General features: G+C 36.3%; 26 protein-coding genes. 21 read left to right on the top strand and 5 right to left on the bottom strand.

Annotated features, from left to right (window positions below):
• Window positions 1-11 precede the first annotated feature (11 nt).
• From D0T53_RS01285 to D0T53_RS01230, 12 genes are all read left to right on the top strand, one after another.
• Complete coding sequence (locus tag D0T53_RS01285) at window positions 12-1,274, top strand: ABC transporter ATP-binding protein (protein ID WP_163264270.1); 1,263 nt, start codon at window positions 12-14, stop codon at window positions 1,272-1,274.
• The gene (locus tag D0T53_RS01280; protein WP_163264268.1) at window positions 1,271-1,981 is read left to right on the top strand and encodes a class I SAM-dependent methyltransferase; all 711 of its coding nucleotides are present in this window, start codon (window positions 1,271-1,273) and stop codon (window positions 1,979-1,981) included. Before D0T53_RS01285 ends, D0T53_RS01280 begins: the two co-directional genes overlap by 4 nt.
• On the top strand, window positions 1,968-2,894 hold the full coding sequence (locus tag D0T53_RS01275; RefSeq protein ID WP_163264266.1) for a phosphoribosyltransferase: 927 nt from the start codon (window positions 1,968-1,970) through the stop codon (window positions 2,892-2,894). Before D0T53_RS01280 ends, D0T53_RS01275 begins: the two co-directional genes overlap by 14 nt.
• A 12-nt stretch (window positions 2,895-2,906) precedes the next feature.
• Complete coding sequence (locus D0T53_RS01270) at window positions 2,907-3,767, top strand: glycosyltransferase (RefSeq protein ID WP_163264264.1); 861 nt, start codon at window positions 2,907-2,909, stop codon at window positions 3,765-3,767.
• A 69-nt stretch (window positions 3,768-3,836) separates the two neighbouring features.
• Window positions 3,837-4,769 (top strand): glycosyltransferase, encoded by a 933-nt coding sequence (locus D0T53_RS01265; protein WP_163264262.1) that lies wholly within the window; start codon window positions 3,837-3,839, stop codon window positions 4,767-4,769.
• A complete protein-coding gene (locus D0T53_RS01260) occupies window positions 4,766-5,584 on the top strand; it encodes a DUF5672 family protein (protein WP_163264260.1) in 819 nt (272 codons plus the stop codon). Before D0T53_RS01265 ends, D0T53_RS01260 begins: the two co-directional genes overlap by 4 nt.
• Window positions 5,585-5,586: 2 nt before the next feature.
• Window positions 5,587-6,462 carry a glycosyltransferase family 2 protein gene (locus D0T53_RS01255; RefSeq protein WP_163264258.1) on the top strand — a complete coding sequence of 292 codons (876 nt, stop codon included), beginning with the start codon at window positions 5,587-5,589 and terminating at the stop codon, window positions 6,460-6,462.
• 15 nt (window positions 6,463-6,477) lie between these two features.
• The gene (locus tag D0T53_RS01250; protein WP_163264256.1) at window positions 6,478-7,314 is read left to right on the top strand and encodes a glycosyltransferase family 2 protein; all 837 of its coding nucleotides are present in this window, start codon (window positions 6,478-6,480) and stop codon (window positions 7,312-7,314) included.
• Window positions 7,315-7,548: 234 nt separating this feature from the next.
• Complete coding sequence (locus tag D0T53_RS01245; RefSeq protein WP_163264255.1) at window positions 7,549-8,091, top strand: shikimate kinase; 543 nt, start codon at window positions 7,549-7,551, stop codon at window positions 8,089-8,091.
• 2 nt (window positions 8,092-8,093) lie between these two features.
• Window positions 8,094-9,788 carry a T9SS type A sorting domain-containing protein gene (locus tag D0T53_RS01240; RefSeq protein WP_163264252.1) on the top strand — a complete coding sequence of 565 codons (1,695 nt, stop codon included), beginning with the start codon at window positions 8,094-8,096 and terminating at the stop codon, window positions 9,786-9,788.
• A 2-nt stretch (window positions 9,789-9,790) separates the two neighbouring features.
• Complete coding sequence (radA, locus tag D0T53_RS01235) at window positions 9,791-11,155, top strand: DNA repair protein RadA (protein WP_163264250.1); 1,365 nt, start codon at window positions 9,791-9,793, stop codon at window positions 11,153-11,155.
• A 64-nt stretch (window positions 11,156-11,219) separates the two neighbouring features.
• A complete protein-coding gene (locus tag D0T53_RS01230; RefSeq protein WP_163264248.1) occupies window positions 11,220-11,876 on the top strand; it encodes a hypothetical protein in 657 nt (218 codons plus the stop codon).
• Between the two features lie 14 nt (window positions 11,877-11,890).
• Here D0T53_RS01230 and D0T53_RS01225 read toward each other — a convergent pair whose 3' ends face one another.
• The 3 genes from D0T53_RS01225 to D0T53_RS01215 form a co-directional block, all read right to left on the bottom strand.
• Window positions 11,891-12,367, bottom strand: coding sequence for a DUF1493 family protein (locus D0T53_RS01225; protein ID WP_163264246.1), 477 nt, complete (start codon window positions 12,365-12,367; stop codon window positions 11,891-11,893).
• A gap of 28 nt (window positions 12,368-12,395) precedes the next feature.
• A complete protein-coding gene (locus D0T53_RS01220) occupies window positions 12,396-13,730 on the bottom strand; it encodes a gliding motility-associated C-terminal domain-containing protein (RefSeq protein ID WP_163264244.1) in 1,335 nt (444 codons plus the stop codon).
• 214 nt (window positions 13,731-13,944) lie between these two features.
• Window positions 13,945-14,142 (bottom strand): winged helix-turn-helix domain-containing protein, encoded by a 198-nt coding sequence (locus tag D0T53_RS01215; RefSeq protein ID WP_163264242.1) that lies wholly within the window; start codon window positions 14,140-14,142, stop codon window positions 13,945-13,947.
• A gap of 262 nt (window positions 14,143-14,404) precedes the next feature.
• Between D0T53_RS01215 and D0T53_RS01210 the strand changes: the two genes are divergently transcribed.
• The 7 genes from D0T53_RS01210 to D0T53_RS01180 all read left to right on the top strand — a co-directional run bounded on the left by D0T53_RS01210 (window position 14,405) and on the right by D0T53_RS01180 (window position 18,991).
• On the top strand, window positions 14,405-14,854 hold the full coding sequence (locus D0T53_RS01210; RefSeq protein WP_163264240.1) for a YhcH/YjgK/YiaL family protein: 450 nt from the start codon (window positions 14,405-14,407) through the stop codon (window positions 14,852-14,854).
• 116 nt (window positions 14,855-14,970) lie between these two features.
• Window positions 14,971-15,306 carry a zinc ribbon domain-containing protein YjdM gene (locus D0T53_RS01205; protein WP_163264238.1) on the top strand — a complete coding sequence of 112 codons (336 nt, stop codon included), beginning with the start codon at window positions 14,971-14,973 and terminating at the stop codon, window positions 15,304-15,306.
• Between the two features lie 90 nt (window positions 15,307-15,396).
• A complete protein-coding gene (locus D0T53_RS01200; RefSeq protein ID WP_163264236.1) occupies window positions 15,397-16,671 on the top strand; it encodes a peptidase U32 family protein in 1,275 nt (424 codons plus the stop codon).
• A gap of 210 nt (window positions 16,672-16,881) precedes the next feature.
• Window positions 16,882-17,307: a GNAT family N-acetyltransferase gene (locus D0T53_RS01195; protein WP_163264234.1), complete on the top strand. Its 426-nt coding sequence runs from the start codon at window positions 16,882-16,884 to the stop codon at window positions 17,305-17,307.
• Window positions 17,304-17,618, top strand: a complete 315-nt coding sequence (locus tag D0T53_RS01190) for a nitrous oxide-stimulated promoter family protein (RefSeq protein WP_163264232.1) — start codon at window positions 17,304-17,306, stop codon at window positions 17,616-17,618. Before D0T53_RS01195 ends, D0T53_RS01190 begins: the two co-directional genes overlap by 4 nt.
• A 78-nt stretch (window positions 17,619-17,696) precedes the next feature.
• Window positions 17,697-18,293 carry a LuxR C-terminal-related transcriptional regulator gene (locus D0T53_RS01185; protein WP_163264230.1) on the top strand — a complete coding sequence of 199 codons (597 nt, stop codon included), beginning with the start codon at window positions 17,697-17,699 and terminating at the stop codon, window positions 18,291-18,293.
• A complete protein-coding gene (locus D0T53_RS01180) occupies window positions 18,290-18,991 on the top strand; it encodes a hemerythrin domain-containing protein (protein ID WP_163264228.1) in 702 nt (233 codons plus the stop codon). The genes D0T53_RS01185 and D0T53_RS01180 overlap by 4 nt, the downstream gene beginning before the upstream one ends.
• 76 nt (window positions 18,992-19,067) lie before the next feature.
• Here the strand turns inward: D0T53_RS01180 and D0T53_RS01175 are convergent, their stop codons facing one another.
• Window positions 19,068-20,273: a pyridoxal phosphate-dependent aminotransferase family protein gene (locus D0T53_RS01175; protein WP_163264226.1), complete on the bottom strand. Its 1,206-nt coding sequence runs from the start codon at window positions 20,271-20,273 to the stop codon at window positions 19,068-19,070.
• Between the two features lie 423 nt (window positions 20,274-20,696).
• Window positions 20,697-21,854, bottom strand: coding sequence for a TlpA disulfide reductase family protein (locus D0T53_RS01170; RefSeq protein ID WP_163264224.1), 1,158 nt, complete (start codon window positions 21,852-21,854; stop codon window positions 20,697-20,699).
• A gap of 281 nt (window positions 21,855-22,135) precedes the next feature.
• On the opposite strand from D0T53_RS01170, the gene D0T53_RS01165 reads away from it, so the two are divergent.
• Together D0T53_RS01165 and rsmG are read left to right on the top strand one after the other, a co-directional pair.
• On the top strand, window positions 22,136-22,912 hold the full coding sequence (locus tag D0T53_RS01165; protein ID WP_163264222.1) for a DUF3298 domain-containing protein: 777 nt from the start codon (window positions 22,136-22,138) through the stop codon (window positions 22,910-22,912).
• Between the two features lie 38 nt (window positions 22,913-22,950).
• On the top strand, window positions 22,951-23,571 hold the full coding sequence (rsmG, locus tag D0T53_RS01160; protein WP_163264220.1) for a 16S rRNA (guanine(527)-N(7))-methyltransferase RsmG: 621 nt from the start codon (window positions 22,951-22,953) through the stop codon (window positions 23,569-23,571).
• The last annotated feature ends 62 nt before the right edge of the window (window positions 23,572-23,633 follow it).

Here is a 23,633-nt window from a genome sequence, read left to right as displayed (position 1 = left end):
AAAGTATAAATATGTCAGATATAGCGATAAAGTTCGAAAACATTTCGAAACAATATAGATTAGGAACTATAGGAACCGGAACCATAAGCCACGACCTTAACCGTTGGTGGCATAAAATGAGAGGATTGGAAGATCCTTACTTGAAAATAGGTGAGGTTAACGACCGTGCGTCAAAAGCTACCAGCGAATATGTGTGGGCTTTGCGGGATATTTCTTTCGATGTAAAACAAGGCGAAGTACTTGGAATTATCGGAAAAAACGGAGCAGGAAAATCAACTTTGCTCAAAATATTGTCGCGTGTCACATCTCCAACTTTAGGTTCTATTAAGGCAAAAGGGCGTATAGCTTCGTTGTTGGAAGTAGGAACCGGGTTTCATCCCGAAATGACCGGACGTGAGAATATTTTTATGAACGGTGCTATAATGGGGATGACAAAACATGAGATAAAATCGAAACTTGACGAAATTATATCGTTTGCCGGTGTTGAAAAATACGTCGATACTCCGGTAAAACGTTATTCGTCGGGGATGACGGTTCGCTTAGGTTTTGCTATAGCAGCACACCTTGAACCGGAAATACTTGTTGTTGACGAGGTGCTTGCTGTAGGTGATGCCGAATTCCAAAAAAAAGCAATCGGAAAAATGCAGGATGTGTCGAGAAGTGAAGGACGCACTGTGTTGTTTGTGAGCCATAATATAGGAGCTGTTAAAAGTCTCTGCAATAGAGGTGTAATATTGCAAAATGGGATGGTGTCTTCAGTTGGAGATATTGATTTTATTATAGATAAGTATCTTCAAGGCGAAGGCGACAACTTTGTAGAGAGAAATGATGAATGGATTGAGTCGGCTTGTGAAAGACTGAAAGTAAAGGCTCCATATTTTGTTGACGAATGTGGAGATGTACAACAAATATTTTCTCAGGGAGAAAATGTTAAGGTTGTATTCGAATTTGAGTTTGTCGATTCGTTTAAGAATATAGTTGTAGGAGTTGCTCTTAATAATATGCTGGGAGAGCGAGTGTTGACTTCTCACTCTATTGATGATAACAATTTCCGTATAGAGAAAGAACTGAAAGGAAAAATGAAAATAGAGTGTCTTTTAGATACAAAATTATTGGCGCCCAAAAAGTATCAACTCTTTTTTGGAGTTAGGAACGAGGCGAATGTTAATATTATCAAAAATAATCAACCGTTGTTATTGTCAATTGATGCTTCGAGAAAACTAGATGGGGATGGAGGCGTATTGATAAATGCAGGTCATTGGAGTATTGTATGAAAAATATATTTTATTCATTTAAGAATAGTAGGAAAAGAGATCGTGTTTTACAAAAATTGCATCTTTCTTTTTTTTTAAAAATAAAGAACAACTACAAAACGTCGAAAAATATACGAAAAAATAAGACGAAGGATAAACGTTTTCTCGAAATAGGTCCGGGACTGGAACGGTTACCTGATTTTGAGACTCTGAATATTATAGATGGAGAAGATGTTGATTATATTCATAATATATTCAAGCCTTTTCCTTTCGAAGACAACTCGTTCGATCTTATTTATGCAAGCCATGTGCTCGAACATGTGCCGTGGTTTTTACAAGCAGATGTATTTAAAGAGTTATATCGGATTCTAAAGCCAGCGGGACAACTTGAGGTGTGGGTTCCTGATGGTTGGAAAGTAATATCTTCTGTCTATGAATTTGAAATTAATGGAATAAATAACATAGATAAAGACGGCTGGTACAGATTTAACGACGAGAAGGATGTTGTTACTTGGGCCAATGGCCGAATTTTTACCTATGGTGATGGTAGTGATGATATTTATCATCCTAATTGGCATCGGACACTATATACACCTAAGTTTTTGACAAATTTATTTAAGAAAGCAGGCTTTTTGGATGTCACTCTAATGGATGAATCGGAAGTTCGGGGATATAACCATGGATGGATAAATTTAGGAGTTAAGGGTAGAAAGAATGATAAATTATAAGAATATAACAGATCTGAATAATGCTATTTTACGTAATTTACATAAAATACCTCGTAATATAGATTTAGTGGTAGGGATACCCAGAAGCGGAATGCTACCCGCTAATTTGATAGCATTATACCTGAATCTGCCTTATACAGACATAGACTCTTTTATTGAGGGACGGGTTTATGAAGTTGGAAAGAGAAAAGATTTCACCCGTTTAGGAAATCAAACTTATAGCAATATATTGGTTGTTGACGACAGCGTTTTGGCAGGAGCAGCATTAGCTCGCGCAAAAGAGAAATTGGAAACGTTTAATGAAAAATACAACTTTCTATTTTGTACAGTATTTCAATATCCGCAGACACAATCGTTAGTTGATATATATATGGAATTGGTAGATGCCCCCCGAATATTTCAATGGAATATGTTTCATCATTTAACTTTATCTGAAGCATGTGTGGATATTGATGGTGTGCTGTGTGTGGATCCAACAGAAGAAGAAAATGACGATGGAGAGAGGTATATCCACTTTTTAAAAAATGCAGTTCCATTATATGTTCCTACAATAAAAATACACACATTAGTTTCGTGTCGTTTAGAAAAATACAGAAAATTGACCGAAGAATGGTTGAAGAAAAACAATATAGAATATGATAATCTGGTTTTGTTAGATCTTCCCGACAAGCAGGCTAGAACTGCATGGGGCAAGTATGGTGAATACAAAGCAAAAGTTTACGGTGAGAGTAATTGCTGTTTGTTTATCGAAAGCTCACTAACACAGGCACAGGTTATAGCTCAGGTTACACATAAGGATGTGTTTTGTATCGAAACATTTGATATGATAAATATTCCTCGCCCACATCTTCATACATTTTGGATGAGAGTCAAAGGTAAAATAAAAAGAACCATTAATTCTGTGAGGAGATAGTTTAATAAAAAGATGGAAAAATCAAATATTGAACCTTTATTTTCGGTATTGATAGCTCAATATAATAATGGTAGATACTTAGAAGAAGCCATATCCAGCGTATATAACCAAACATATAAAAACTGGGAAATAATTATTGTGGATGATTGTTCGGCCGATAACTCGAAAGAAATATATGCCAAATACTCTTCGGATGATAGAATAAAAATATTTTCGAACAGTATAAACTGTGGCTGTGGTTTTACCAAACGCAGGTGTGTAGAAGAGGCAAAGGGTGTAATCTGTGGATTTCTTGATTCAGATGATGCTTTGTTGCCTAATGCCTTGGAGAAGATGGTTCGTATTCATGTCGAAAAGCCTAATGTTGGACTTGTTTTTTCCCGTTTTTATTATTGTGACGAAAATCTTAATATCCAAACCGAAAGTCGCTTTTTGGTTATTGATGCAGGTAAATCGTATTTTACAAATAGAAATTATGGCCCGGAACATTTCGCATCGTTTAAAAAACAATATTACGATAAGACAACAGGTCTTTCGGCTAATTATCGATTAGGAGTAGATCAGGATCTTTATTTTAAACTAGAGGAGGTTGGTGATATTTGTGTTCTGAACGAATTTACATATAAATATCGTTTTCATAAAAATGGAATATCAAGTTCTAGCATAACTAGAGGCTTTTATTGGAATTTAATTGTTCGTCATGATACATGCCTAAGAAGGGGACTAAATCCGAATGATTATCCATTGCTCGATTTAAAAGATTACACAATTTTTATTAAGTCTGAAATTTATCAGTCCAGATCCTATCGGTTAGGAAATTTGATTTTAAAACCGATTAATAAAATACGAAAACTTATTTTTAAACAAAATTAAATTTGTAATTTTTCTTTCCTGACGAAAATGAATGCGAAAATAATTTGTGATGTTTAAACTATAAAAAAAATGAACGCTTTAGTTTCAGTAATAATACCTAACTATAACCATTCGTTATTTTTAAAACAACGAATAGAATCTGTATTGAATCAAAGCTTTCAGGATTTTGAGTTAATAATATTAGACGACTGCTCAACAGATGAAAGCCGGAATGTTATAGAACAATATCGAGGTAATGAAAAAGTTGCACATATTGTGTATAACGAAGTAAATTCGGGTTCTACGTTTAAGCAGTGGAAAAAAGGACTTGGCTTGGCTACAGGAAAGTATGTATGGGTTGCTGAAAGTGATGATTATGCAGATCAATTTTTTCTTGAATCGTCAATTACAGTTCTGGAAAATGATGATTCTATAGGATTAATTCAATCTCAATCGAAAGAAGTTAATGCCAATAACGAAGTTAAGGGTATTTGGGACAATGAACAAAAAGTGTATAATTGGAATACCGACTTTAAGGAAAATGGTGAGGTATTTATAAAAAAAGGGATGTTATTTAGCAATCCTATAGTAAATGCAAGCGCTGTTGTTTTCAGACACAGTCTTCTTTCCGAAGATATATTTGATGAGACTTTTAAGTTGAATGGCGACTGGTTGATCTATACAAAAATTTTAAAAAAATCAGATTTTTATAACTTAGGCACGCCTCTTAATTATTTTAGGCAACATGGAGGGAAAGGTAGTTCCGGAAATATAAAAAATTATAATAATATAAAGGAATATGCCCACATTATAGATTTTATTTTTCACAACCTTAACCTAGAAGCAAAGGATAAGGACACTGTGCGGTATGTTTTTCTTGTGAAATGGATTTCACAGGCAAACAATAAGCTAGGTTGTCTTCTGAAAAATAAATTTGCAGACATTGCTCCAATTGCTTTTAAAAATGATTATTTATTTTTATTTCGGTTATTAAAAATATATATAAGAAAGAGTTTATCTTGAATATAATAGTAATTCCCATATATAAAGCCGTTCCATCTCAAACAGAAGAAGTTTCTTTTTTGCAGAATGTCAAGGTGTTGTCGAAGCATTTGTTTTCGATCGTAACTCATTCCCAATTAGATATCTCTTATTATACAGATGTTTTAGAAAAAGAACGGGTGAGTTATCAAGTAGATTTTTTTGACAGAAGTTTTTTCGATAGCTTAAAATCTTATAACAGGCTGTTGCTTTCGTCCGAATTTTACAATTGTTACAAGCAATTTGATTATATGCTTATAACACAACTAGATGTATATGTGTTTAGGGATGAACTGGATATGTGGTGTAATAAAGCTTACGATTATATTGGTGCTCCGTGGTTTAGCAGGTTTCGCTCCAATCATAATGTGGCCAAATTAGAAGCTGTTGGTAACGGAGGCTTCTCGTTGAGAAAAATTCAAACATTTCTGGATGTTTTTAAATATGCGGAAAAACATAATAAAACAATATCTTTGACTAATTTTTGGAATGTTTACGATTTGGTCGAGTGTAATAAGCTGACAATAAAAAATATATGGCTTAGGTTGCGTGGGGTAAATAACAACCTGCAGTATTATTTGTCGTCCGATATTCAGGAAGACGTAGTATGGAGCCAGATAGTTCCCGAAGCTTATAGGCAGTTTAAAATAGCTACGATAGCCGAAGCCATAAGTTTTTCATTCGAATCGGATCCTTCATATCTGTTAGGGCTTAATAATAATATATTGCCCTTTGGCTGTCATGCATGGCAAAAAAATCAGTACGAAGAGTTCTGGAAAAATTATATAAAAATATAATTATGGCATATTATCCGAAAATAACAATAGTTACACCGAATTACAATCAGGCTGATTATCTTGAGCAGACCATACAGTCGGTTTTAGGGCAAAATTATCCGAATCTGGAATATATAATAATTGACGGTGCCAGTACAGACGGATCGGTTGAGATAATAAAAAAATATGCCGATAAATTAACCTATTGGGAAAGTGTCGCCGATAAAGGCATGTACCATGCTATACAAAAAGGATTTGAGAAATCGACCGGTGAAATAATGGCTTGGATTAATTCGGACGATATGTATATTTCTAAATCGTTGTTTTCGGTTGCCGAGATTTTCTCGAGCTTTAAGAATGTGAACTGGCTACTGGGTTTTCCTACATTTTACGATGCTCAGGGTCGTTTAGTACATTGTTCCCATACAATGCATCGGTGGTCGAAGTTCGATGTTTATACCGGTAATTATAGATGGATACAACAAGAATCGGTTTTTTGGCGCAGAACTCTTTGGGATAAAATTGGTGCAAGTATTGATATAAGCCTGAAATATGCCGGAGATTTCGACCTCTGGAATAAGTTTTTTAAACACGATAAACTTTATGTAACAACCGCCTTATTGAGTGGGTTTAGACAGAGGGATGGCGAGCAGTTATCGATGAGTCAGTCTGCAGCCTATGAAAAAGAAATACAGTTGATATTAGGAAAGAATGAATACTCCGAATCGGAAAAACGGGTAATACGCAATTATGAAAAAGTGTATAAACGCTCTGAATTTCTGGCTAAATTCCGAATATTTAATGCTGCGGCATATCTTGCAAAATTTAAACTTCAAAATTTTGAATATCCACCTCTGATAACCTTTAATAGGCAAACTCAGATGTTTGAAGCTACTTAATTTAGAGCCTTTATAATGAAACTATCTATTATAACAATAAACCTGAATGATAAACAAGGGCTGCAAAAGACAATTGAGAGTGTGATTGCTCAAACTTTTACAGACTATGAGTTTATTATTATTGATGGAAATTCGTCTGACGGAAGTGTTGATGTAATAAAAGAGAATGCCCATAAAATTGATTTTTGGCTGAGTGAACCCGATAGTGGAATTTACAATGCCATGAATAAAGGTATTATGCAGGCTAAAGGCGAATATTGCCACTTCCTGAATTCGGGGGATATATATCCTTCGAATGTGGTTCTGGAAAATGCATTCGAAGAAGATGTACATGATAGTTTTATATGCGGAAATTTTTTCACGGATAATAAAGGGAAGTTAGTGAAAAATGAGTCGTACAGAAACAGAGACTGGACATTTTCTCTGTACGATATATTTTCAGGCCATTTATGTCACCAAGCCTTCTTTATCAAAAAAGAAATGTTTGACAAATATGGCTATTATGATGAAAGTTTGCGAATAGTTTCCGATTTTAAACTGTTCTTTATTGCCATAGGTATACATTGCGAAGCTGTGAAATATGTGGATGCCGATATAGTAATATACAATACCGAAGGCCTTAGCAGTAATATTGGAGGAAAAGCTATTTTAAAAGAAAAACAGATAGTTGCGCAACAAGAACTTTCGGAACAGGTGTACAATAAAATCAACTATCTATATTTTCTGGAAAGAAATGAGTATATAACCCGATTTACCCTCTCTAAAAAATGGATTTACTTCTTGTTTAAAGTATTTAATAAGATTTGTGTGAGTCTGAAGCTTACATCTGTTAAGTCTGATTATTTTTCGTAAAACGGATGTTTTTACAAAACTACTTCGGGTGCCGAAAAACTAAAAATACATATATTTACCGCTAGCAGTACCTTTTGTTCTCGAGTTTTTCTTCGGGATATTTCTTTATCGTATACATTCTTGACTTAAGCCTAAATAACAGGTAGTGGCTTCGAAATGAATATATTCTCTGTTATATTTTTTTATCTTTGTAAAATAATAAGCGGGTAAGAAATGTAATCTCTGTTTGGGAGTATGTGTAGATTGTTCTTGATTGGATATATGGGAGCCGGAAAAACGACTATAGGGCGTATTTTGGCTAAAAGAAGAGGTTTGGATTTTATCGATTTGGATTTATTTATCGAATCTCGTTATCAGAAAACGATCGGGCAAATTTTTGAAGAATACGGAGAAGCCCGGTTTCGTGAAATAGAAAGTTCGGTGTTGAAAGAGGTTGCCGATTTTGAAAATGTTGTGATATCTACCGGAGGGGGTACTCCGTGCTTTCATAATAATATGGAGTTTATGAATAAGCAGGGGATTACAATTTATCTTAAAGCATCGCCTGTTATCTTGGCCGGACGTTTAGCCGAGGCTAAGGAAAAGCGTCCATTGATAAAAAATAAAACTATGGACGAATTGAGCAATTTTATATCAGAAAATCTGGACGTTCGGGAGCCTGTATATAATAAAGCCCATATAATATTTGAAACAAAAGACTACGCAAATAGAAAAGAAGTAGAAGATGATGCCGTTTATTTAACAGGGATTATCGATAATTATTTAGGTGTGATTTGATTATGAAAAAACTGTTGTTGTGCTTAATTATAATGTGGACTACTGTATATGTTGCAAAGTCCCAAGTAAGTTACGGAGGATTTCCTCCCAGTCAGAAAAAATCAAACAGTGTACGTTCGCAAGTTGTTAGCGTTCGTTTGTCAACAGACAATATTGATATAGAACAACTACAAAGAGAAGACTCTATTGCCGAAGAACACGGAAGCCCACACCGTATTGCAATATTATTACCTTTAGATATTGATATAAATAGTTCGGGGCAATGGAACGAAATAGACGGCTATCGGGTTTGGAGGCAGACGGTTTCGGCACCCGGAGCAAAAGGGCTGATTTTAGGATATAAGGATTTTTATATTCCACCGGGAGCGCAATTGTTTGTTTATAATAAAAACTGTAAGCAGCTTTTGGGAGCTTACACAAATGCAACAAATCCGGGTGGTGGTTATTTTTCGAACGAAGTTGTATATGGCGACGAGTTGGTTCTCGAATATGTTTCGTCGGACATATCGGACGAGCAGCCCCGTTTGGTTATCGAAGATGTAGGGTATGTTTATGCAAACTTATCGGACGGAGTGCGTTCTTATGCTGATCCGGGGAAGATTAACAATTCGGCCGACTGTATGGTAAACATAAATTGCGAAGAAGGCGACGACTGGCAAGATCAGAAAAGAGGTGTTGTGCGTATTGCAATGAAATATCCGAATAGTTGGTTAACTTGCTCCGGATCGTTGGTTAATAACACTAACAACGATGGAACTCCCTATATTCTAACCGCTAATCATTGTTTCTTCAGGGAAAACCAAGCAGGCATAAAAGACGTTTCTGATTGTCGCGTTGCGCAATTTTATTTCAATTATGAGTTTTCGTCATGCGACAACCAAACCAATATACCCTCTTATAATACTCTTGTAGGTGGCGATTTATTGGTGCATACATTGTTAAATGCAGGTTCGGACGGGCTATTGCTAAAACTGAAAAATGAAGTACCTAAAGAGTGGGACCCTTATTACAACGGTTGGGATTTAAGTTCCGATCCGGGTAATACAGGCGTGCTTATTCATCATCCTGAAGGTGATGTGAAAAAAATATCGACATTTAGCCAAAGACCAACAATTGCAACATGGAACGATGGCGCAATTAAAGGAATAAACTCGGGGTGCTGGAAGTTTTTTTATTCGGCAACAGCCAATGGCAAAAGTGTTAGCGAAGGAGGCTCTTCGGGTTCGCCATTGTTTAATTCTATTGGTCTGATTATAGGAACCCTGTCGGGTGGAGCTTCGTACTGCGAATCAGTCAGGCCCGGAGGTTCGTCGTACGCCGATTTTGCTGCGCGTATGTCGTATCATTGGGATCAATATCCCGATTCGGAAAAATGGATGAAACCATTTCTCAACCCATCGAATAAAGATGTTGTGCGTTGGAATGGATATTCGCCTAATAGTTCGGATATACCCGGAAACGAAGAGAGTCAAAAACTGAAAGTGACGAACCCTGTAAGGTATCTATTCGGAATAGAAGCACGCGATTCTATTAATAATATATATGTATACGATTCGTATGGGCGGATAATTCATATATCCAAAAAAGTAAACAGCAGATACAAAGATGTAAATCCGGAAGGATGGAGTAATGGTATTTACACAGTGGTGGTTGAAACGGTAAACGATATCTTTAACCGAAAAATTATAAAATACTAAGCATGGCAAAATCCAAGTCGGTTTATGTTTGTAGCAATTGTGGTAACGATTCTCCAAAATGGTTGGGCAAATGCCCTGTTTGCGGCGAGTGGAACACTTATGTTGAGGAACTTATTGCAAAAGATACTGCAAAGCGGGGTGTTCCTTCCGGATTTGAAACCCCTAAAAATAAGCCATTGCAGTTAAAAGATGTAACAACCGGCGAAGAACCTAGAATAGATCTTGTTGATTCGGAATTTAACAGGGTGCTTGGTGGAGGGCTTGTGCCCGGGTCGTTGGTGCTGATAGGGGGAGAACCGGGAATCGGGAAATCGACCTTGATTTTACAAACAATACTGAAACTAAATACTCTTAAAACCCTATATGTGTCGGGCGAAGAAAGTGCCCGCCAATTAAAGTTGAGGGCAGACAGAATAGACCCTCTATCGCAAAATTGTTATATAATATGTGAAACAAATCTCGAACAGATTTTTGTGCATATCAAAAACGTACAACCCGATTTCGTAATTGTCGATTCTATACAAACAATATTTACCGATACCGTAGAGTCTTCGCCGGGCAGTGTTTCGCAAGTGCGAGAGTGCTCTGCAGCTTTGCTTAAATTTGCGAAGGAAACTTCTACTCCGGTTATTCTTATTGGGCATATTAATAAAGAAGGAAGCATTGCCGGTCCTAAAGTGCTGGAGCATATTGTTGATACGGTGCTTCAGTTCGAAGGAGACCAACACTATATGTACCGTATACTGAGAAGTATAAAAAATCGTTTTGGAAGTACTGCCGAATTGGGTATTTACGAAATGAGACAGGATGGGTTAAGGCAAGTGAGTAACCCTTCGGAGTTGCTTTTAACTCAAAACCATGAGGGTTTGAGCGGCGTTTCTATTTCTGCAGCTATCGAGGGTGTTCGTCCTTTTCTTATCGAAACACAAGCTCTGGTAAGTACTGCCGCTTACGGAACACCTCAAAGGTCGGCTACGGGTTTCGATATACGCCGAATGAATATGTTGCTTGCTGTACTCGAAAAACGGGCGGGTTTTAAACTTGTGCAAAAAGATGTCTTTCTTAATATTGCAGGCGGGCTTAAAGTAAACGATCCGGCTATCGATTTGGCTGTTATAAGTGCAGTGCTTTCGTCCAGCCTCGATATAGCAATCGAAAGGCATGTTTGTATGTCGGGCGAAGTTGGTTTGTCGGGCGAGATACGCCCTGTTAACCGTATAGAACAACGTATATTAGAAGCAGAAAAATTAGGTTTTAAACGGATAATTATTCCGCATAATAATCTGAAAGGCTTTACATCGAAAGTAAAGATCGAAATTGTTCAGGTTCGTAAAGTTGAGGAAGCGTTCCGTCAGCTATTTGGATAACAGATTTTTTAATAAAAGAACTAGAAAATAAAGACTTACATTTTATAGAAGATAATTTGAAATTATGAAAAAGATATTAGTTTGCCTCTCGGCTTTGTTATTTATATTGTCATCTTGTCATCATACTCAAGCAAATAAAAATACTGAAAAAACAAATACTGCCGATTCGGTATCTGCTAAAGTCGATTCGGTAATGATAATAGAAGAGAAAACCCCTTCTGCCGAGGACTTAGAAACTTATTTTTCGAAGCAAAAAACAGGCTCGGGAGTTTTTATTCAACCCAATAATATAGCTTCGAACGGAGACGGTGTTTATTGTTATTTTCGTTTAAAGAATGACAAAGCAACAGCTTTGCGCTTGCATATTCAGTATTGGAACTATACAGAAGCCGATCAGTATGTTTTTAATGCCGATGGAAAATCTTTTACTTATATAGCGAACAAAAATCAATCGGGATCGGCCAATCAGCAAATTGTACAAAGTTCGGTGTTTTATTGGTTCGATAACGAGATGAAGAAAAATGATTTGGAGTTTGTTGAAGCATTAGCCGATGCCCAAAAAGCACAAATCAGCCTTGTTGACAGAGGCACGGGAGAAACATTGGCTACAATTGTTTTGTCCGAAAGCGTTAAACAAACATTGCGGCGGACAATCGATTATTATAACGCCTTAGATGGCGCTATAATTCCACGTAAAGGAATGGTGAATATAAGGGGATAAATTTTTCTTATTGTTTAGGTCATAGCAAAGGTAACCCATGCCAGAAATATAAAAACAGTTATTCCTACTAATATATAAATTATAATATCTTCGGCCTTTATGACTAAAGACGAATGGGTGTGTAATTTCTTATGTGGGGCGTTCGATACCTTTTTTTCTTTTATATCCTTAAGTACATTCTCGTTCAGCTTTTTATATTCGATAGCTGCCTGAAGATCGCCTAAGGTCAACTTGTTTTTTTTGCTTTTAAATATTCTAGTTATTTTGGCAAAAACTCTGTATACGGGAATGTCGCGCGAAAAATACTGGTTAAAACGAAATCCTTTTAAGTTTATTCCAAACTCGTCGGCATATTTTAGAATAAAGCTTCGAGCCTGATAACCGTATAAATGTAAATCTTCTTCCAATAAGGTTGCTTCGTTTATATCCTCTTTGTTTACGAAAAGAGGTAAAGTTGGAATCAGCTCTATTAGTCTTTTGTCTATTGCCATTATTCTAAGGTTTTAACCGTGAGTATTTTTATTTGCTACGGGTAATGTTAATGTCTCCTTGTTTATTATATCTTATTCCGTCCGATCCGCGGGCGCTTATTTTATAGAAGTAAACTCCGGGGTTCACATATTTTCCCTTGTATTTACCGTCCCATCCTTCGTTAGGGTCGCTGAACTCATACACTTTGTTTCCCCAACGGTTAAATATTACGCATTTAAATTCGACAATAGATTCATGTTTTACTTTGAATTCGTCGTTAATGCCGGGCGAGTCTCCCGGCGAGAACCAATTTGGTATTTCGAGCGACGATTCTGCAATTTGTAAAGTAATATCTTCTGTTGTGTAAGTACATCCTCCTATGCTTGATACCTCAAGGCGGATAAAAAAGCTTCCAAATTGATTGAATGTATAGGTCGTATTCTTGTCCGAAAAATTGGCAATATAATTAACCTTATCATTAGAGTTGTAAATGTACCAATTATATAAAGCGGCGGTAGGCTCGTTGGCATAACCGTACAGTTTAACTTTTAGCGGAGCGGAGATGCGTTCCGAAGTGTTCAGGGCTTCTTCTGTTCCGTCATCGTTTTCTTGTTTAGCTATTACATGTCCTTCAACGGCTACAGCCTTATATTCAAGCGTTGCTTTTTGCACCGTAAAACCAAGTTTCTCTGTCAGTACATCCCAAACCGAGAAATTGGTATCCTTTAATGGTAAATTAGATAAACCGCTTATGATGAAAGAGTCGTGTGTTTTTTCGATTTTTCCTATTAATTTTTCTTCGTAGCTAAGGTTACTTTCTTTCCATGCCAATGTCATGTATTCGAGTTTATAGCTTCTCGCTATTCCTATTGGCGCTGTATTACTCTTTTTAAACCGATAGTATTGCAAATTGTCTTCGGATTTATTAACCAGCAACTTAATAGCGATATTACATCGTTCTTCACTTGTTTCTTCAATACTAAGCGAGTTAATAGTGGGCAAATGTAGCCCGTAATCGATTATCCAAATGGCTTTCTGATCGTTATCGTCTGCAACATATCCTTTGCTGTCCTCGAGATTACTGATTGTGTAAGTTGTAGAACTGCCAGAGGATTGAACTGATATATCTCCCGAAGGGATTTCAACGCGATCAGTGTCGTAATTATGTGTGTATTTGTAAAACTTAACCGCAGCATTTGTACTTGTATATGAAATAGTTGTTGTGGTCAGGTTATTAAGGATGTATACATTATCTAAACCCGAATTAGCTTCGGGCGTTATGGCTTCCATTTTCCCTCCCGACGAAACCGAGAGTTGGGAGAATGCCGATAGGGGAAGAATCGAAAATATTATGGCAACCAATAGGTTCTTTATACTTTGCATAAGTATTATACTCTTTTGTTTTTATAATAAACGTCAAAAACGAAGCGTTATTTTATGGTTTAAACCTCAAAGATAATAAATTGCATAACAGAAGGCTATTCTCTTCGGCATAAAAAAAGAGGTTATTACTTAATTGTAATAGCCTCCTTTTCTATATACTTTTGGACTTATTTCGTGAGTAGGGAATATTAGCAATGCTTATATTGCTTTCTCCTTATTTCAACTTAACGATAATGTCTTCTTTTGTTTCTTCAAAATCAACTTTGTCTTCACGAGCTAACCAGCCTAAAGCAGCGTATAAATCTTTATCAGTAAGTTTACATGCTTTTTTTACAACTTTCAAGCTTTCAGCTCCGTTCTCATCTAGATAACTCCATACAGCACCTGCATTAAAACCAATCTTTTCTTTCATTTCAATGTAGTTTTTTTAATTTGACAAATTCTAAATATAGAATGAAATACTTGGGCACAAAGTTATGGATATTTTGTTGTAATTCGAAGTTAAACTGTTTCATTTTTCGTACATTAGCAATTCTTATTTGCGTATTTTGAAAACAAAACGCTGCTGTTTTTCAGAGCAAAACCCTCTTTCGGTCAGGTTTTACAGTTATAAGAAGAACGTATTGGGTTGTTTTTTTATCTTTGTAGATAAACATATTTAAATAAATAGAGCTATGATAATAGATAATTTAAAAAGTTCGGCTCGGTACGAGCACATGAATCCTTATTTTAAAAAGGCTTTCGATTATTTGAAATCTCTCGATTTTTCGAAGATAGAAGTTGGTAAAGTAATTCTTGACGGAGAAAATCTGATTTTTAATGTTAGCGACAGTACTTTAAAAACTGAAGAAAATGCCAAGTTGGAAGTACATGATAAATATATCGACATACAGATGCCCGTGTCGAAAGTCGAAGGCTTTGGTTGGTTGCACCGTTCCGATCTGAAACAAGAATCGGCTCCGTTTAATACCGAAAAAGATATACAGTTTTTCGAAGACAAAGCTCAAACTTATTTCGATTTACAGCCCGGTAGTTTTGCCATATTTTTTCCCGACGATGCTCATGCTCCTTGTATCGGCAATGGTACCATCCGAAAAATAGTAGTGAAAGTGAAAGTTGCTTAAATAGCAATAAAACAATGTTATTGAAGCGTTTGAGGAGCCGGGTGCTTCGGTTTGTTTTGATGGCTTGTATGTTGTATATTTGCACCCGAATTATAAACCAAAATTAAAAAGAAAGAATGGAAGAATATCCGATTTGCCCGCAGTGTGCACTTGAAAATACGTATTTTGACGGATCGGTTTTTGTGTGCCCCGATTGTGGTTTGGAGTGGACAGCGGAAGAACAGGAAGCCGGAGTAGCAGACAGTACGCCACGCGATAGTAATGGTACCGAACTGATGGACGGTGATGCGGTTACGGTAATAAAAGACCTGAAAGTGAAAGGTTCGTCGATGGTTATAAAACGCGGAACTAAAGTAAAAAGTATAAGATTAACCGAAAATCCTGAAGAAGTGGATTGCCGCATCGATGGTTCGGGTATTGTGCTTAAGACTTGTTTCCTGAAAAAAGGATAATATAAGATTTGTGAAATATATGTTAGAGAGTTGAAAGGTTTACCTTTCAACTCTTTTTGTTTTATCTTTGTATGTAAATAAGTTGAAACAATGAATAATAATATTAGTGAGTTTGAAATAATGTCGCCTGTTGGTTCTTACGATTCGCTTGCTGCGGCAATACAAGGAGGTGCCGATTCGGTGTATTTCGGGATCGAGGGTTTGAACATGAGGGCTAGGTCTTCTAATAATTTTACTACCGACGATTTATATAATATTGTCAGGATATGTAGGGAAAACAATATGAAGAGTTATCTGACGGTTAATACAATTATATATGACAACGATATTGAATTGATGAAAAAAATTGTCGATTCGGCAAAAGATGCCGGAGTGTCGGCAATTATAGCATCTGATGTGTCGGTTATGATGTATGCCCGTAGTGTTGATGTAGAGGTGCATCTTTCAACTCAATTGAACATAACCAATGCCGAGGCTTTAAAGTTTTATGCGCAATTTGCCGATGTTGTAGTATTGGCTCGCGAGTTAAATCTCGATCAGGTAGCGGCAATATATAAGGAAATTGTAGACCAACAAATAAAAGGGCCCGGAGGCGAACTTATTCGTATCGAGATGTTTGCTCACGGAGCTTTGTGTATGGCTGTTTCGGGCAAATGTTACCTTAGTCTGCACGAAAAAGATTTGTCGGCTAATAGGGGTGCTTGCAATCAAATATGCCGCAGAGGCTATATTGTAAAAGATAAAGACAGCGAAATAGAACTGGAAATAGATAACGAATACATAATGTCGCCCAAAGATTTGAAAACCATTCATTTTATGAATAAGATGATGGATGCAGGCGTGCGTGTATTTAAAATAGAAGGCAGGGCACGAGGCCCCGAATATGTGCGAATGGTTACCGAATGTTATAAGGAAGCCGTGAGGGCTTATTGTAATGACTCTTTCACAGAAGAAAAGGTTGCCGATTGGAATATTCGCCTAAAATCGGTATTCAACCGTGGCTTTTGGGATGGATATTATTTAGGCCAACGCTTGGGCGAGTGGTCGATGAATTATGGTTCGGAAGCAACAAAAAAGAAGGTGTACATTGGTAAAGGCATTAAATATTTTTCCAATCTGGGTGTTGCCGAATTTTTATTAGAAACACAATCGCTTGAAGTTGGCGACGAAATTCTGATAACTGGTCCTACAACCGGAGCCGTAACACAAATTGTAGATGAAATCAGGGTTGATTTGAAGGTTGTTGATAAAACAGTTAAAGGCGAGCGTTTCTCCATAAAAACCATTGACAAAATTCGCCCGTCCGATAAATTATTCAAACTTGTAAAAGTCAGTCCTGAGAAAAGATTCTTAGAAAGAAAATAAGTTTTTTTATCTCTATACAAGAAATATCGGGCAGTAAATATCGAACGATTTTGGTTTATCAGAAAAAATAGATTTTTTGTCAGGATTGTCAGGTTTTGAAATTATAGGCTTTGTGGCGCGTTTTGAGCGAGGTGTAATTCTGTTTTGATAGAATTATGATATTCTAAAAAGTAATTATCCTGTCAGATTTCATAATTATAATTTAAAATTATGAGGATTGTTTATAAATATGATTGTGAAAATGTTTTATGGAATAGTGTTCCCGAATTATTGAATAAGGTAAACATGGCTGCAACCGACGTGCAAACTCACCGATTATCTTTCGAGGCAAGTCAGGAGGTTGTTTTTGTGTATCATGAGGATAAATTAATCGGATTGGGGCGTGCTATATCCGACAGGGTGAGGCAAGCGGCAATTTACGACGTAGCCGTAGATCCCGAATATCAGGGATTAGGTATCGGGAAAGAAATTGTGATGCATATAATAAAGTGTTTGCCGGGTTGTAATATTATACTGTATGCATCGCCGGGTAAAGAAGATTTTTACAGAAAGCTGGGATTTAAAAAAATGAAAACAGGGATGGTTGTTTTTGCAAATCGGGAGAGGATGGACGATTACGATTTTGTGGAGCCATGAATGAAAGAGATAAAACAACTGTTTCGAGAATGATTGCGATTTACTGCCGTTCTAAACATCGAAGCACATCGGGCATATGCGAAGCATGTAAGTTGTTGGAAAACTATGCACGCCTTAAACTTGAAAAGTGCAGGTTTGGCGAAAGTAAACCTTCGTGCAAAATTTGTCCTATACATTGCTACAAACCTGATATGAAAGAGCAGATTAGAACTGTGATGAGATATGCAGGTCCCCGAATGATTTTTCACTATCCGTTTGCTGCTATAATGCATCTGTTTAACGGGAGAAAAAGTGGAAGAAGGTTTAAGTAAAACTTTTTGTGTAAACCAATTATTATTGCCAAATTTGCAAGCTATAAAGAATCATTCTAGATAAGGCGAGATTGGAAAATGCTTAACTCAAAAAAAATATTGGCGGTTGCCGAAACATCATATATCATCCGTAAAGGTTTGGTGTATGCGCTATCTCAGTTTCCGCTTGTAGCTAAGGTGGTTGAATTGCGTGAACACGAAGATCTTGCTTATCAGTTGAATCTGTTAAAACCCGATGCTCTTCTTATAAACCCAATGCTTTTGGGTAACGGACTGAAGCAGGATATTAAAACACAACTGAAACTAGATAAAGATGTTGCGGTTATAGCTTTGGTGTATAATTTGATTGATGAGCAATTTTACCGTTCGTACGATGGCATTATAAAGATTAATGATAGTGAATCGAAAATTGAGGAGATATTGTCGAATTGTCTTAACGAGCCAACGGCTAATTCCGAGCAAGAGGAGCTGAGCGATAGGGAGAAAGATATTCTTGTAAGTATAGTTAAGGGGATGAGTAATAAGGAAGTTGCCGATTTTCACAATATATCGATACATACTGTTATTACTCATCGCCGTAATATAGGTCGAAAGCTTGGTATACATAGCGTGTCGGGGCTTACTGTATATGCAATACTGAATAAGTTTGTTGATATTAAAGAAATAACGTTATGAAAAATGTGACTACTGTATTCAACAAATCGATGAAGATGTCGGATCTTATCGATGCCGATTGTAATTTGTTGTTGCTGTTGCTTCGACTTAATATTCCATTGGGTTTTGGCGATAAAAGTGTTGAGACTGTTTGTCAGCAAAATGGTTTTGATGTTAACTGTTTCCTTTTTCTGGCAAATTTTCAGTCCAGTAAGTCGATAATAAATGTAGAGGAAGAATTCGGGAAGCTTCGGGTAGAACCTTTTTTGTATTACCTGAGATCGTCGCACGATTATTTTTTGAAAGATAGGTTGCCTAATATCCGCCGTAAACTACAATTGGTATTTGCTCCGGAAGAGAAAGATTTGTCGGATGTGATAATGAACTTTTTCGATAATTATGTAAAGGAAGTATACGATCATATGACTTATGAAGACGAAGTTGTTTTTCCTTACATATATTCTTTATTAAAGAGGACTAATAACAATGGGTATAATATCGGTATATTTGAAGAAAGGCATAACAATATAGAGAACGAAGTGGAAGAGCTAAAGCGTATATTGATGAAGTATTTGCCGGGGATGAAAAACCAGAGGCTGATAACTAATATATTGCTTGAGTTATTTACTACGCAGGAAGAGTTGGGTGTACATACTTTTATCGAAGATAATCTTGTTGTGCCCCGAATCAGAGAAATAGAAAAAGAACAGTTGAAATAGAAGATTTATGATAACGAAAAAGTCCCGTTTCTGTAAAAGAAACGGGACTTTTTATCTGTATGCTAAAAGGATATCTTTAAACTGTTTGTTTTGAAAGAACTCCCATTTTTTTGAATATCTTTTCAATTTTGTCTAAAGCAAAATCCACTTGTTCTTTTGTATGCGTAGCCATTAGCGAGAAACGTATAAGTGTATCATTAGGTGCAACGGCAGGCGAAACAACAGGATTTACAAATACACCTTCTTCGAAAAGTGTTTTTGTGATAAGGAATGTTTTTTCGTTATCCCTGATAAACAAAGGTATAATTGGGGTTGCTGTATGTCCTATTTCACATCCTAAGGAACGGAATCCTTCGAGCGAGTAGTTTGTTATATCCCATAATGCTTTAATACGTTCGGGCTCCGACATAAGGATGTCTAAAGCTGTACTTGCCGCAGCTGTTGCACCGGGGGTAATACTTGCGCTAAATATGTAAGGACGGGAATTGTGACGAAGGTAATCGATTGCAGCTTCGTCTCCGGCAATAAAGCCTCCGATTGATGCAAGCGACTTACTGAATGTACCCATTATCAGGTCCATGTCGTCGGTAAGCCCAAAGTGATCGTGAACGCCTTTTCCACTATAGTTTCTACCAAGAACACCAAGCCCGTGAGCTTCGTCTATCATGATATTGGCGTTATACTTTTTGGACAACCTTACTACTTCGGGTAGGTTTATAACATCGCCTTCCATGCTGAATACGCCGTCGACAACAATAAGCTTAACCTTATCCGCATCGCACTTTTGAAGTTGCTTTTCGAGCGACTCCATGTCGTTGTGGCGGAATTTCAGTTTTGTAGACAACGAGGCTCTGTTCCCTTCAATAATAGAAGCATGATCCAGTTCGTCCCAAAGTATGTAGTCTTCTCGTCCGGTTATACAACCGACCACACCTTGGTTTACATTAAAACCTGTTGAATAAACAAGGGTGTCTTCTTTTCCAACAAATTTAGCCAGTTTTTTCTCTAATTCGACATGTATGTCGAGTGTTCCGTTTAAAAAGCGGGATCCAGCCATTCCTGTTCCGTACTTTTTTGTTGCTTCAATAGATGCTTCTTTTACTTTCGGGTGATTTGTTAACCCTAAATAAGCATTCGAACCAAACATCAGAACTTTCTTACCGTTAATAACTACTTCAGTATCCTGATCGCTTTGTATTTCGCGAAAGTAAGGATATATTCCCGCTGCTCTAGCATTGCGGGCTGCATCGTAACGGTATAGTTTATCTCTTAATAAGTTCATAATACTATGAAAAAAAATTAAACTATAATACTTTTTGGTGGTATTGTTACCGATATCTCACAAAAAAGCAGGCTGCAAAAGTAGCTAAAAAAAACGAGAACAAATCCTTTTATTTCAAATATTTTGCAAAAAAGATAGTTGCCGTGATAATAATTAATAAACAAGCCCTTTAAGGTGTTTTTTTATTGTTAAATTTTATCTATTGTTAAATTATTGATCATTGCATACGTGTAATGTTACGAATTAATAATTCGTAACAGATAATATCTGTTGCACTGCATCTTTCTCGGTAAATGAAGTTGATGTGTCTTTTGTGGCAGGAGATTTAAACCCGAAACAGAAGACTTTGATTTTGCCGGCGTTGTGTTAGTAGCTGAAGATTAATGACAGGTGAATTTAATATTCGGTTCTCCTTGTTTTTGCTTAAATAAGTTTCTTTATTTCAGCTTCAAGGTTATCGTTTTTCTGCATTCTTTTCACTATTTCACCGTTTTTGTTCAATAAATAAGTTGTTGGCAATTCTTGTATATTGAATTGAGAGATAAGGCTCGATTGTAGAGATTGTTTATCTCTTACACATATCCAAGGTAGGTTAGATGATGCGTTTTCCCAGAAGTGTATATCGGTATCAAACGAAACCTGAAAGACTTCGATATTGTTTTTGTATTTTTCGTATACTTTATTTATCTGTATATTATGTCCGGGCGAGTATTCTGTTTGATATGCAGTAAAGTCAAGGATAACAACTTTTCCTTGTAACGATGTTAGAGATATCTTTTTGCCCGATATATCGGGTAGTTCAACATTATATGCTTCGGCGGCGGTAACCTCTTTGATACTATGCGTTAATGTGTCCGATTTTTCTTTTGCTCTGCTTTGAGCCAGCATGTTGTAAGTAAACATTTTTAATTGCTCGGTGCGTGGGCTATTTTCGTAGTTTGTAATCCATGCGTTAGCTACAGCTGTGTAGTATCTGAGGTCTTCTTTCTTTTTGGGGTCGAATATCAAGTATCCGTCAAGTTTTTGAAAGATTGCGAAATAGGCCGAGGGGCTTTGTAAATTTTGTGCGATAATATTTATAAGTTGCGATTTTGTGTTGTTAAGAACATTATTCATCGCTTCGATATATATTTCAGCTGAAATGTTTTTACTATCGTATTCCTTTTTTAAGCTGTCTAATTTTAACGATAGGGCTGAATTAGCTAATACAATTTCTTTTATTCGCTGCGAGCTTTCCGATCCGCTTATGGTGTAATTGGTTGCGAAATTTTTCTTCGAAGATTTTACAGTGACAGTTTCAGTGGAATCGGCTGAAATATTTATAGTTTGGTTATCAAGTTTTAATATGTAAAACTCAGGGTAGCTTTGTGCCGGAGTTTCGAATTTAAAATTACCATTGTTATCCAGCTTGAGTGAGTCTATTATTGCCAACTCGTTAAGTCCTCGGCGTTCGAAGTAGATAGTCGATCCTTCAGCATTTTCAATAGAACCTTCTACCGTGAATACAGGTTTGTTGTTGCACGAAATGAAAAAGAGGCTGCCCGTAACAATGGCCAATGTAAGGAACTTAAATATACTCATAATGATGGGTGTGTAATGAAAAAATGCTTTAATAACAGGCGCAAATATAATAAATTTAATGTGTATAGCAGACGGCTTATTTTATAATGTTGAGGATAAAGTAAGTAAATGTTAGTTTCGAACTTTGACTCGTAAAATCGGTTTTAATATAAATTAGTTTGATATATTTGCATTAATAATCGCAAAATAGATGCTTAATGAGAATGTTTAGGTTATACACCTCGATCCTGTTTCTTTTGCTTTTGATTGTTTTAAACTCATGTAAAGAGAAGCAAGTGGATGTGACAGTAGATAACGTTATATCCTTTGATACCATAAACGTTTCACGGAGTTTTCATTTAGAAAACGATACAGCCCAGCCTTCATGTAATCTTGAAATATCTTACATATATCCGGTTTCGTGCTTTGATGAGGCTAAGTTGGATACTCTTCAACAAATATTTTTAGGCTTGTTTCTGGATAAAAATTATGAAGGTTTAATGCCCGATGAAGCGTTTGATGCGTATGCAAAGAATTACATCGACAATTATAAAGAAGACGCCCGTATTTTTTACAAAGAAAAAGTGTATGAAATAAGTGAAGATGCCAGTGTTGATACTTATTTCTCTTATTACGAGAGTCTTTCTAATAAAATATTGTTTAATAAGTCGGACTTGTTGTCCTTGCAAACAATTCAAACCAATAGCAAAGGAGGACAAAATTCTTATAAACAGGTTTATAGTTATGTCCTTAATTTGGAAACCGGTGAACTTTTGTCTGAAGACGATATCTTTCAACCCGGTTACGAAAGGGTGCTGAACCTGATATTTAAAGACCGCTTAATGAACAAGAACGGGGTTAAAACCATACACGATTTGGAAGACTTGGGCTATTTTGGAATTGATGAAATGATGCCTAATGGAAACTTCTATATCGACGATAAGGCTGTTACCTATGTGTTTAATAAAAACGAATATTCGGTTCTTCAGTTAGATGAGATTGTAATTCCTATATCTTATATTGATATTACGGATATCTTAAAAAAGAAATCTCCGATTTCCGTTTTTTTTGAAGAATAACCTTTAAATTTATTCATATAACAAGTCTTCAATAATTTATGGACGTTATATTAAAATACTTTCCTGATATTAACGAAAAGCAAAAGGAACAGTTTGCTGCACTGTATGATTTGTATGTCGATTGGAATGACAAAATAAATGTTATTTCACGCAAAGATATTCAGAATCTTTATACCCATCATGTTTTGCACTCGTTGGGTATAGCCAAGCTTATATCTTTCACAAAAGGAACGTCGATAATGGATGTTGGTACAGGCGGAGGATTTCCCGGTGTGCCTTTGGCTATTTTTTTTCCAGAATGTGAATTTCTGCTGGTTGATAGCATAGGAAAAAAGATTAGGGTAGCTACAGAGGTGTCTAATGCTATAGGTTTACAGAATATATCATTCAGGCATTGCAGGGCGGAAGACGAAAAAAAGAAATTCGATTTTGTTGTTAGCCGTGCAGTTATGCCTTTGGGCGATTTGTTTAAGATAGTACGGAAAAACATTTCGGAAAAACAAAAAAACTCGCTCCCGAACGGAATTATTTGTTTGAAAGGTGGCGAACTCGAATCGGAGTTACATCAGTTTCGTAATCTTGTTGATGTTGACGATTTAAGCAGCTTTTTCGAAGAAGATTTTTTCGAAACCAAAAAGGTTGTTTATTTGCCTGTGTGAGTTTAATATCTCAAAAATTACCCTCCCCTTATTTTATTGATAGATAAAAAGTCGAAATAATT

The organism is Dysgonomonas sp. 216 (assembly GCF_010501065.1).
Classification (GTDB): Bacteria; Bacteroidota; Bacteroidia; order Bacteroidales; family Dysgonomonadaceae; genus QVMM01.
This window is presented reverse-complemented; position numbering and strand designations above follow the sequence as displayed.

Excerpts from the sequence above, each read along its gene's own strand:
- D0T53_RS01240 (WP_163264252.1), top strand. The coding sequence starts at position 8,094 with ATGAAAAAACTGTTGTTGTGCTTAATTATAATGTGGACTACTGTATAT.
- D0T53_RS01270 (WP_163264264.1), top strand. The coding sequence starts at position 2,907 with ATGGAAAAATCAAATATTGAACCTTTATTTTCGGTATTGATAGCTCAA.
- D0T53_RS01220 (WP_163264244.1), bottom strand. The coding sequence starts at position 13,730 with ATGCAAAGTATAAAGAACCTATTGGTTGCCATAATATTTTCGATTCTT.
- D0T53_RS01215 (WP_163264242.1), bottom strand. The coding sequence starts at position 14,142 with ATGAAAGAAAAGATTGGTTTTAATGCAGGTGCTGTATGGAGTTATCTA.
- D0T53_RS01195 (WP_163264234.1), top strand. The coding sequence starts at position 16,882 with ATGAGGATTGTTTATAAATATGATTGTGAAAATGTTTTATGGAATAGT.
- D0T53_RS01190 (WP_163264232.1), top strand. The coding sequence starts at position 17,304 with ATGAATGAAAGAGATAAAACAACTGTTTCGAGAATGATTGCGATTTAC.
- D0T53_RS01285 (WP_163264270.1), top strand. The coding sequence starts at position 12 with ATGTCAGATATAGCGATAAAGTTCGAAAACATTTCGAAACAATATAGA.
- D0T53_RS01275 (WP_163264266.1), top strand. The coding sequence starts at position 1,968 with ATGATAAATTATAAGAATATAACAGATCTGAATAATGCTATTTTACGT.
- radA (WP_163264250.1), top strand. The coding sequence starts at position 9,791 with ATGGCAAAATCCAAGTCGGTTTATGTTTGTAGCAATTGTGGTAACGAT.
- D0T53_RS01210 (WP_163264240.1), top strand. The coding sequence starts at position 14,405 with ATGATAATAGATAATTTAAAAAGTTCGGCTCGGTACGAGCACATGAAT.
- D0T53_RS01245 (WP_163264255.1), top strand. The coding sequence starts at position 7,549 with ATGTGTAGATTGTTCTTGATTGGATATATGGGAGCCGGAAAAACGACT.
- D0T53_RS01170 (WP_163264224.1), bottom strand. The coding sequence starts at position 21,854 with ATGAGTATATTTAAGTTCCTTACATTGGCCATTGTTACGGGCAGCCTC.
- D0T53_RS01185 (WP_163264230.1), top strand. The coding sequence starts at position 17,697 with ATGCTTAACTCAAAAAAAATATTGGCGGTTGCCGAAACATCATATATC.
- D0T53_RS01230 (WP_163264248.1), top strand. The coding sequence starts at position 11,220 with ATGAAAAAGATATTAGTTTGCCTCTCGGCTTTGTTATTTATATTGTCA.
- D0T53_RS01200 (WP_163264236.1), top strand. The coding sequence starts at position 15,397 with ATGAATAATAATATTAGTGAGTTTGAAATAATGTCGCCTGTTGGTTCT.
- D0T53_RS01280 (WP_163264268.1), top strand. The coding sequence starts at position 1,271 with ATGAAAAATATATTTTATTCATTTAAGAATAGTAGGAAAAGAGATCGT.
- D0T53_RS01255 (WP_163264258.1), top strand. The coding sequence starts at position 5,587 with ATGGCATATTATCCGAAAATAACAATAGTTACACCGAATTACAATCAG.
- rsmG (WP_163264220.1), top strand. The coding sequence starts at position 22,951 with ATGGACGTTATATTAAAATACTTTCCTGATATTAACGAAAAGCAAAAG.
- D0T53_RS01180 (WP_163264228.1), top strand. The coding sequence starts at position 18,290 with ATGAAAAATGTGACTACTGTATTCAACAAATCGATGAAGATGTCGGAT.
- D0T53_RS01225 (WP_163264246.1), bottom strand. The coding sequence starts at position 12,367 with ATGGCAATAGACAAAAGACTAATAGAGCTGATTCCAACTTTACCTCTT.
- D0T53_RS01250 (WP_163264256.1), top strand. The coding sequence starts at position 6,478 with ATGAAACTATCTATTATAACAATAAACCTGAATGATAAACAAGGGCTG.
- D0T53_RS01265 (WP_163264262.1), top strand. The coding sequence starts at position 3,837 with ATGAACGCTTTAGTTTCAGTAATAATACCTAACTATAACCATTCGTTA.
- D0T53_RS01175 (WP_163264226.1), bottom strand. The coding sequence starts at position 20,273 with ATGAACTTATTAAGAGATAAACTATACCGTTACGATGCAGCCCGCAAT.
- D0T53_RS01205 (WP_163264238.1), top strand. The coding sequence starts at position 14,971 with ATGGAAGAATATCCGATTTGCCCGCAGTGTGCACTTGAAAATACGTAT.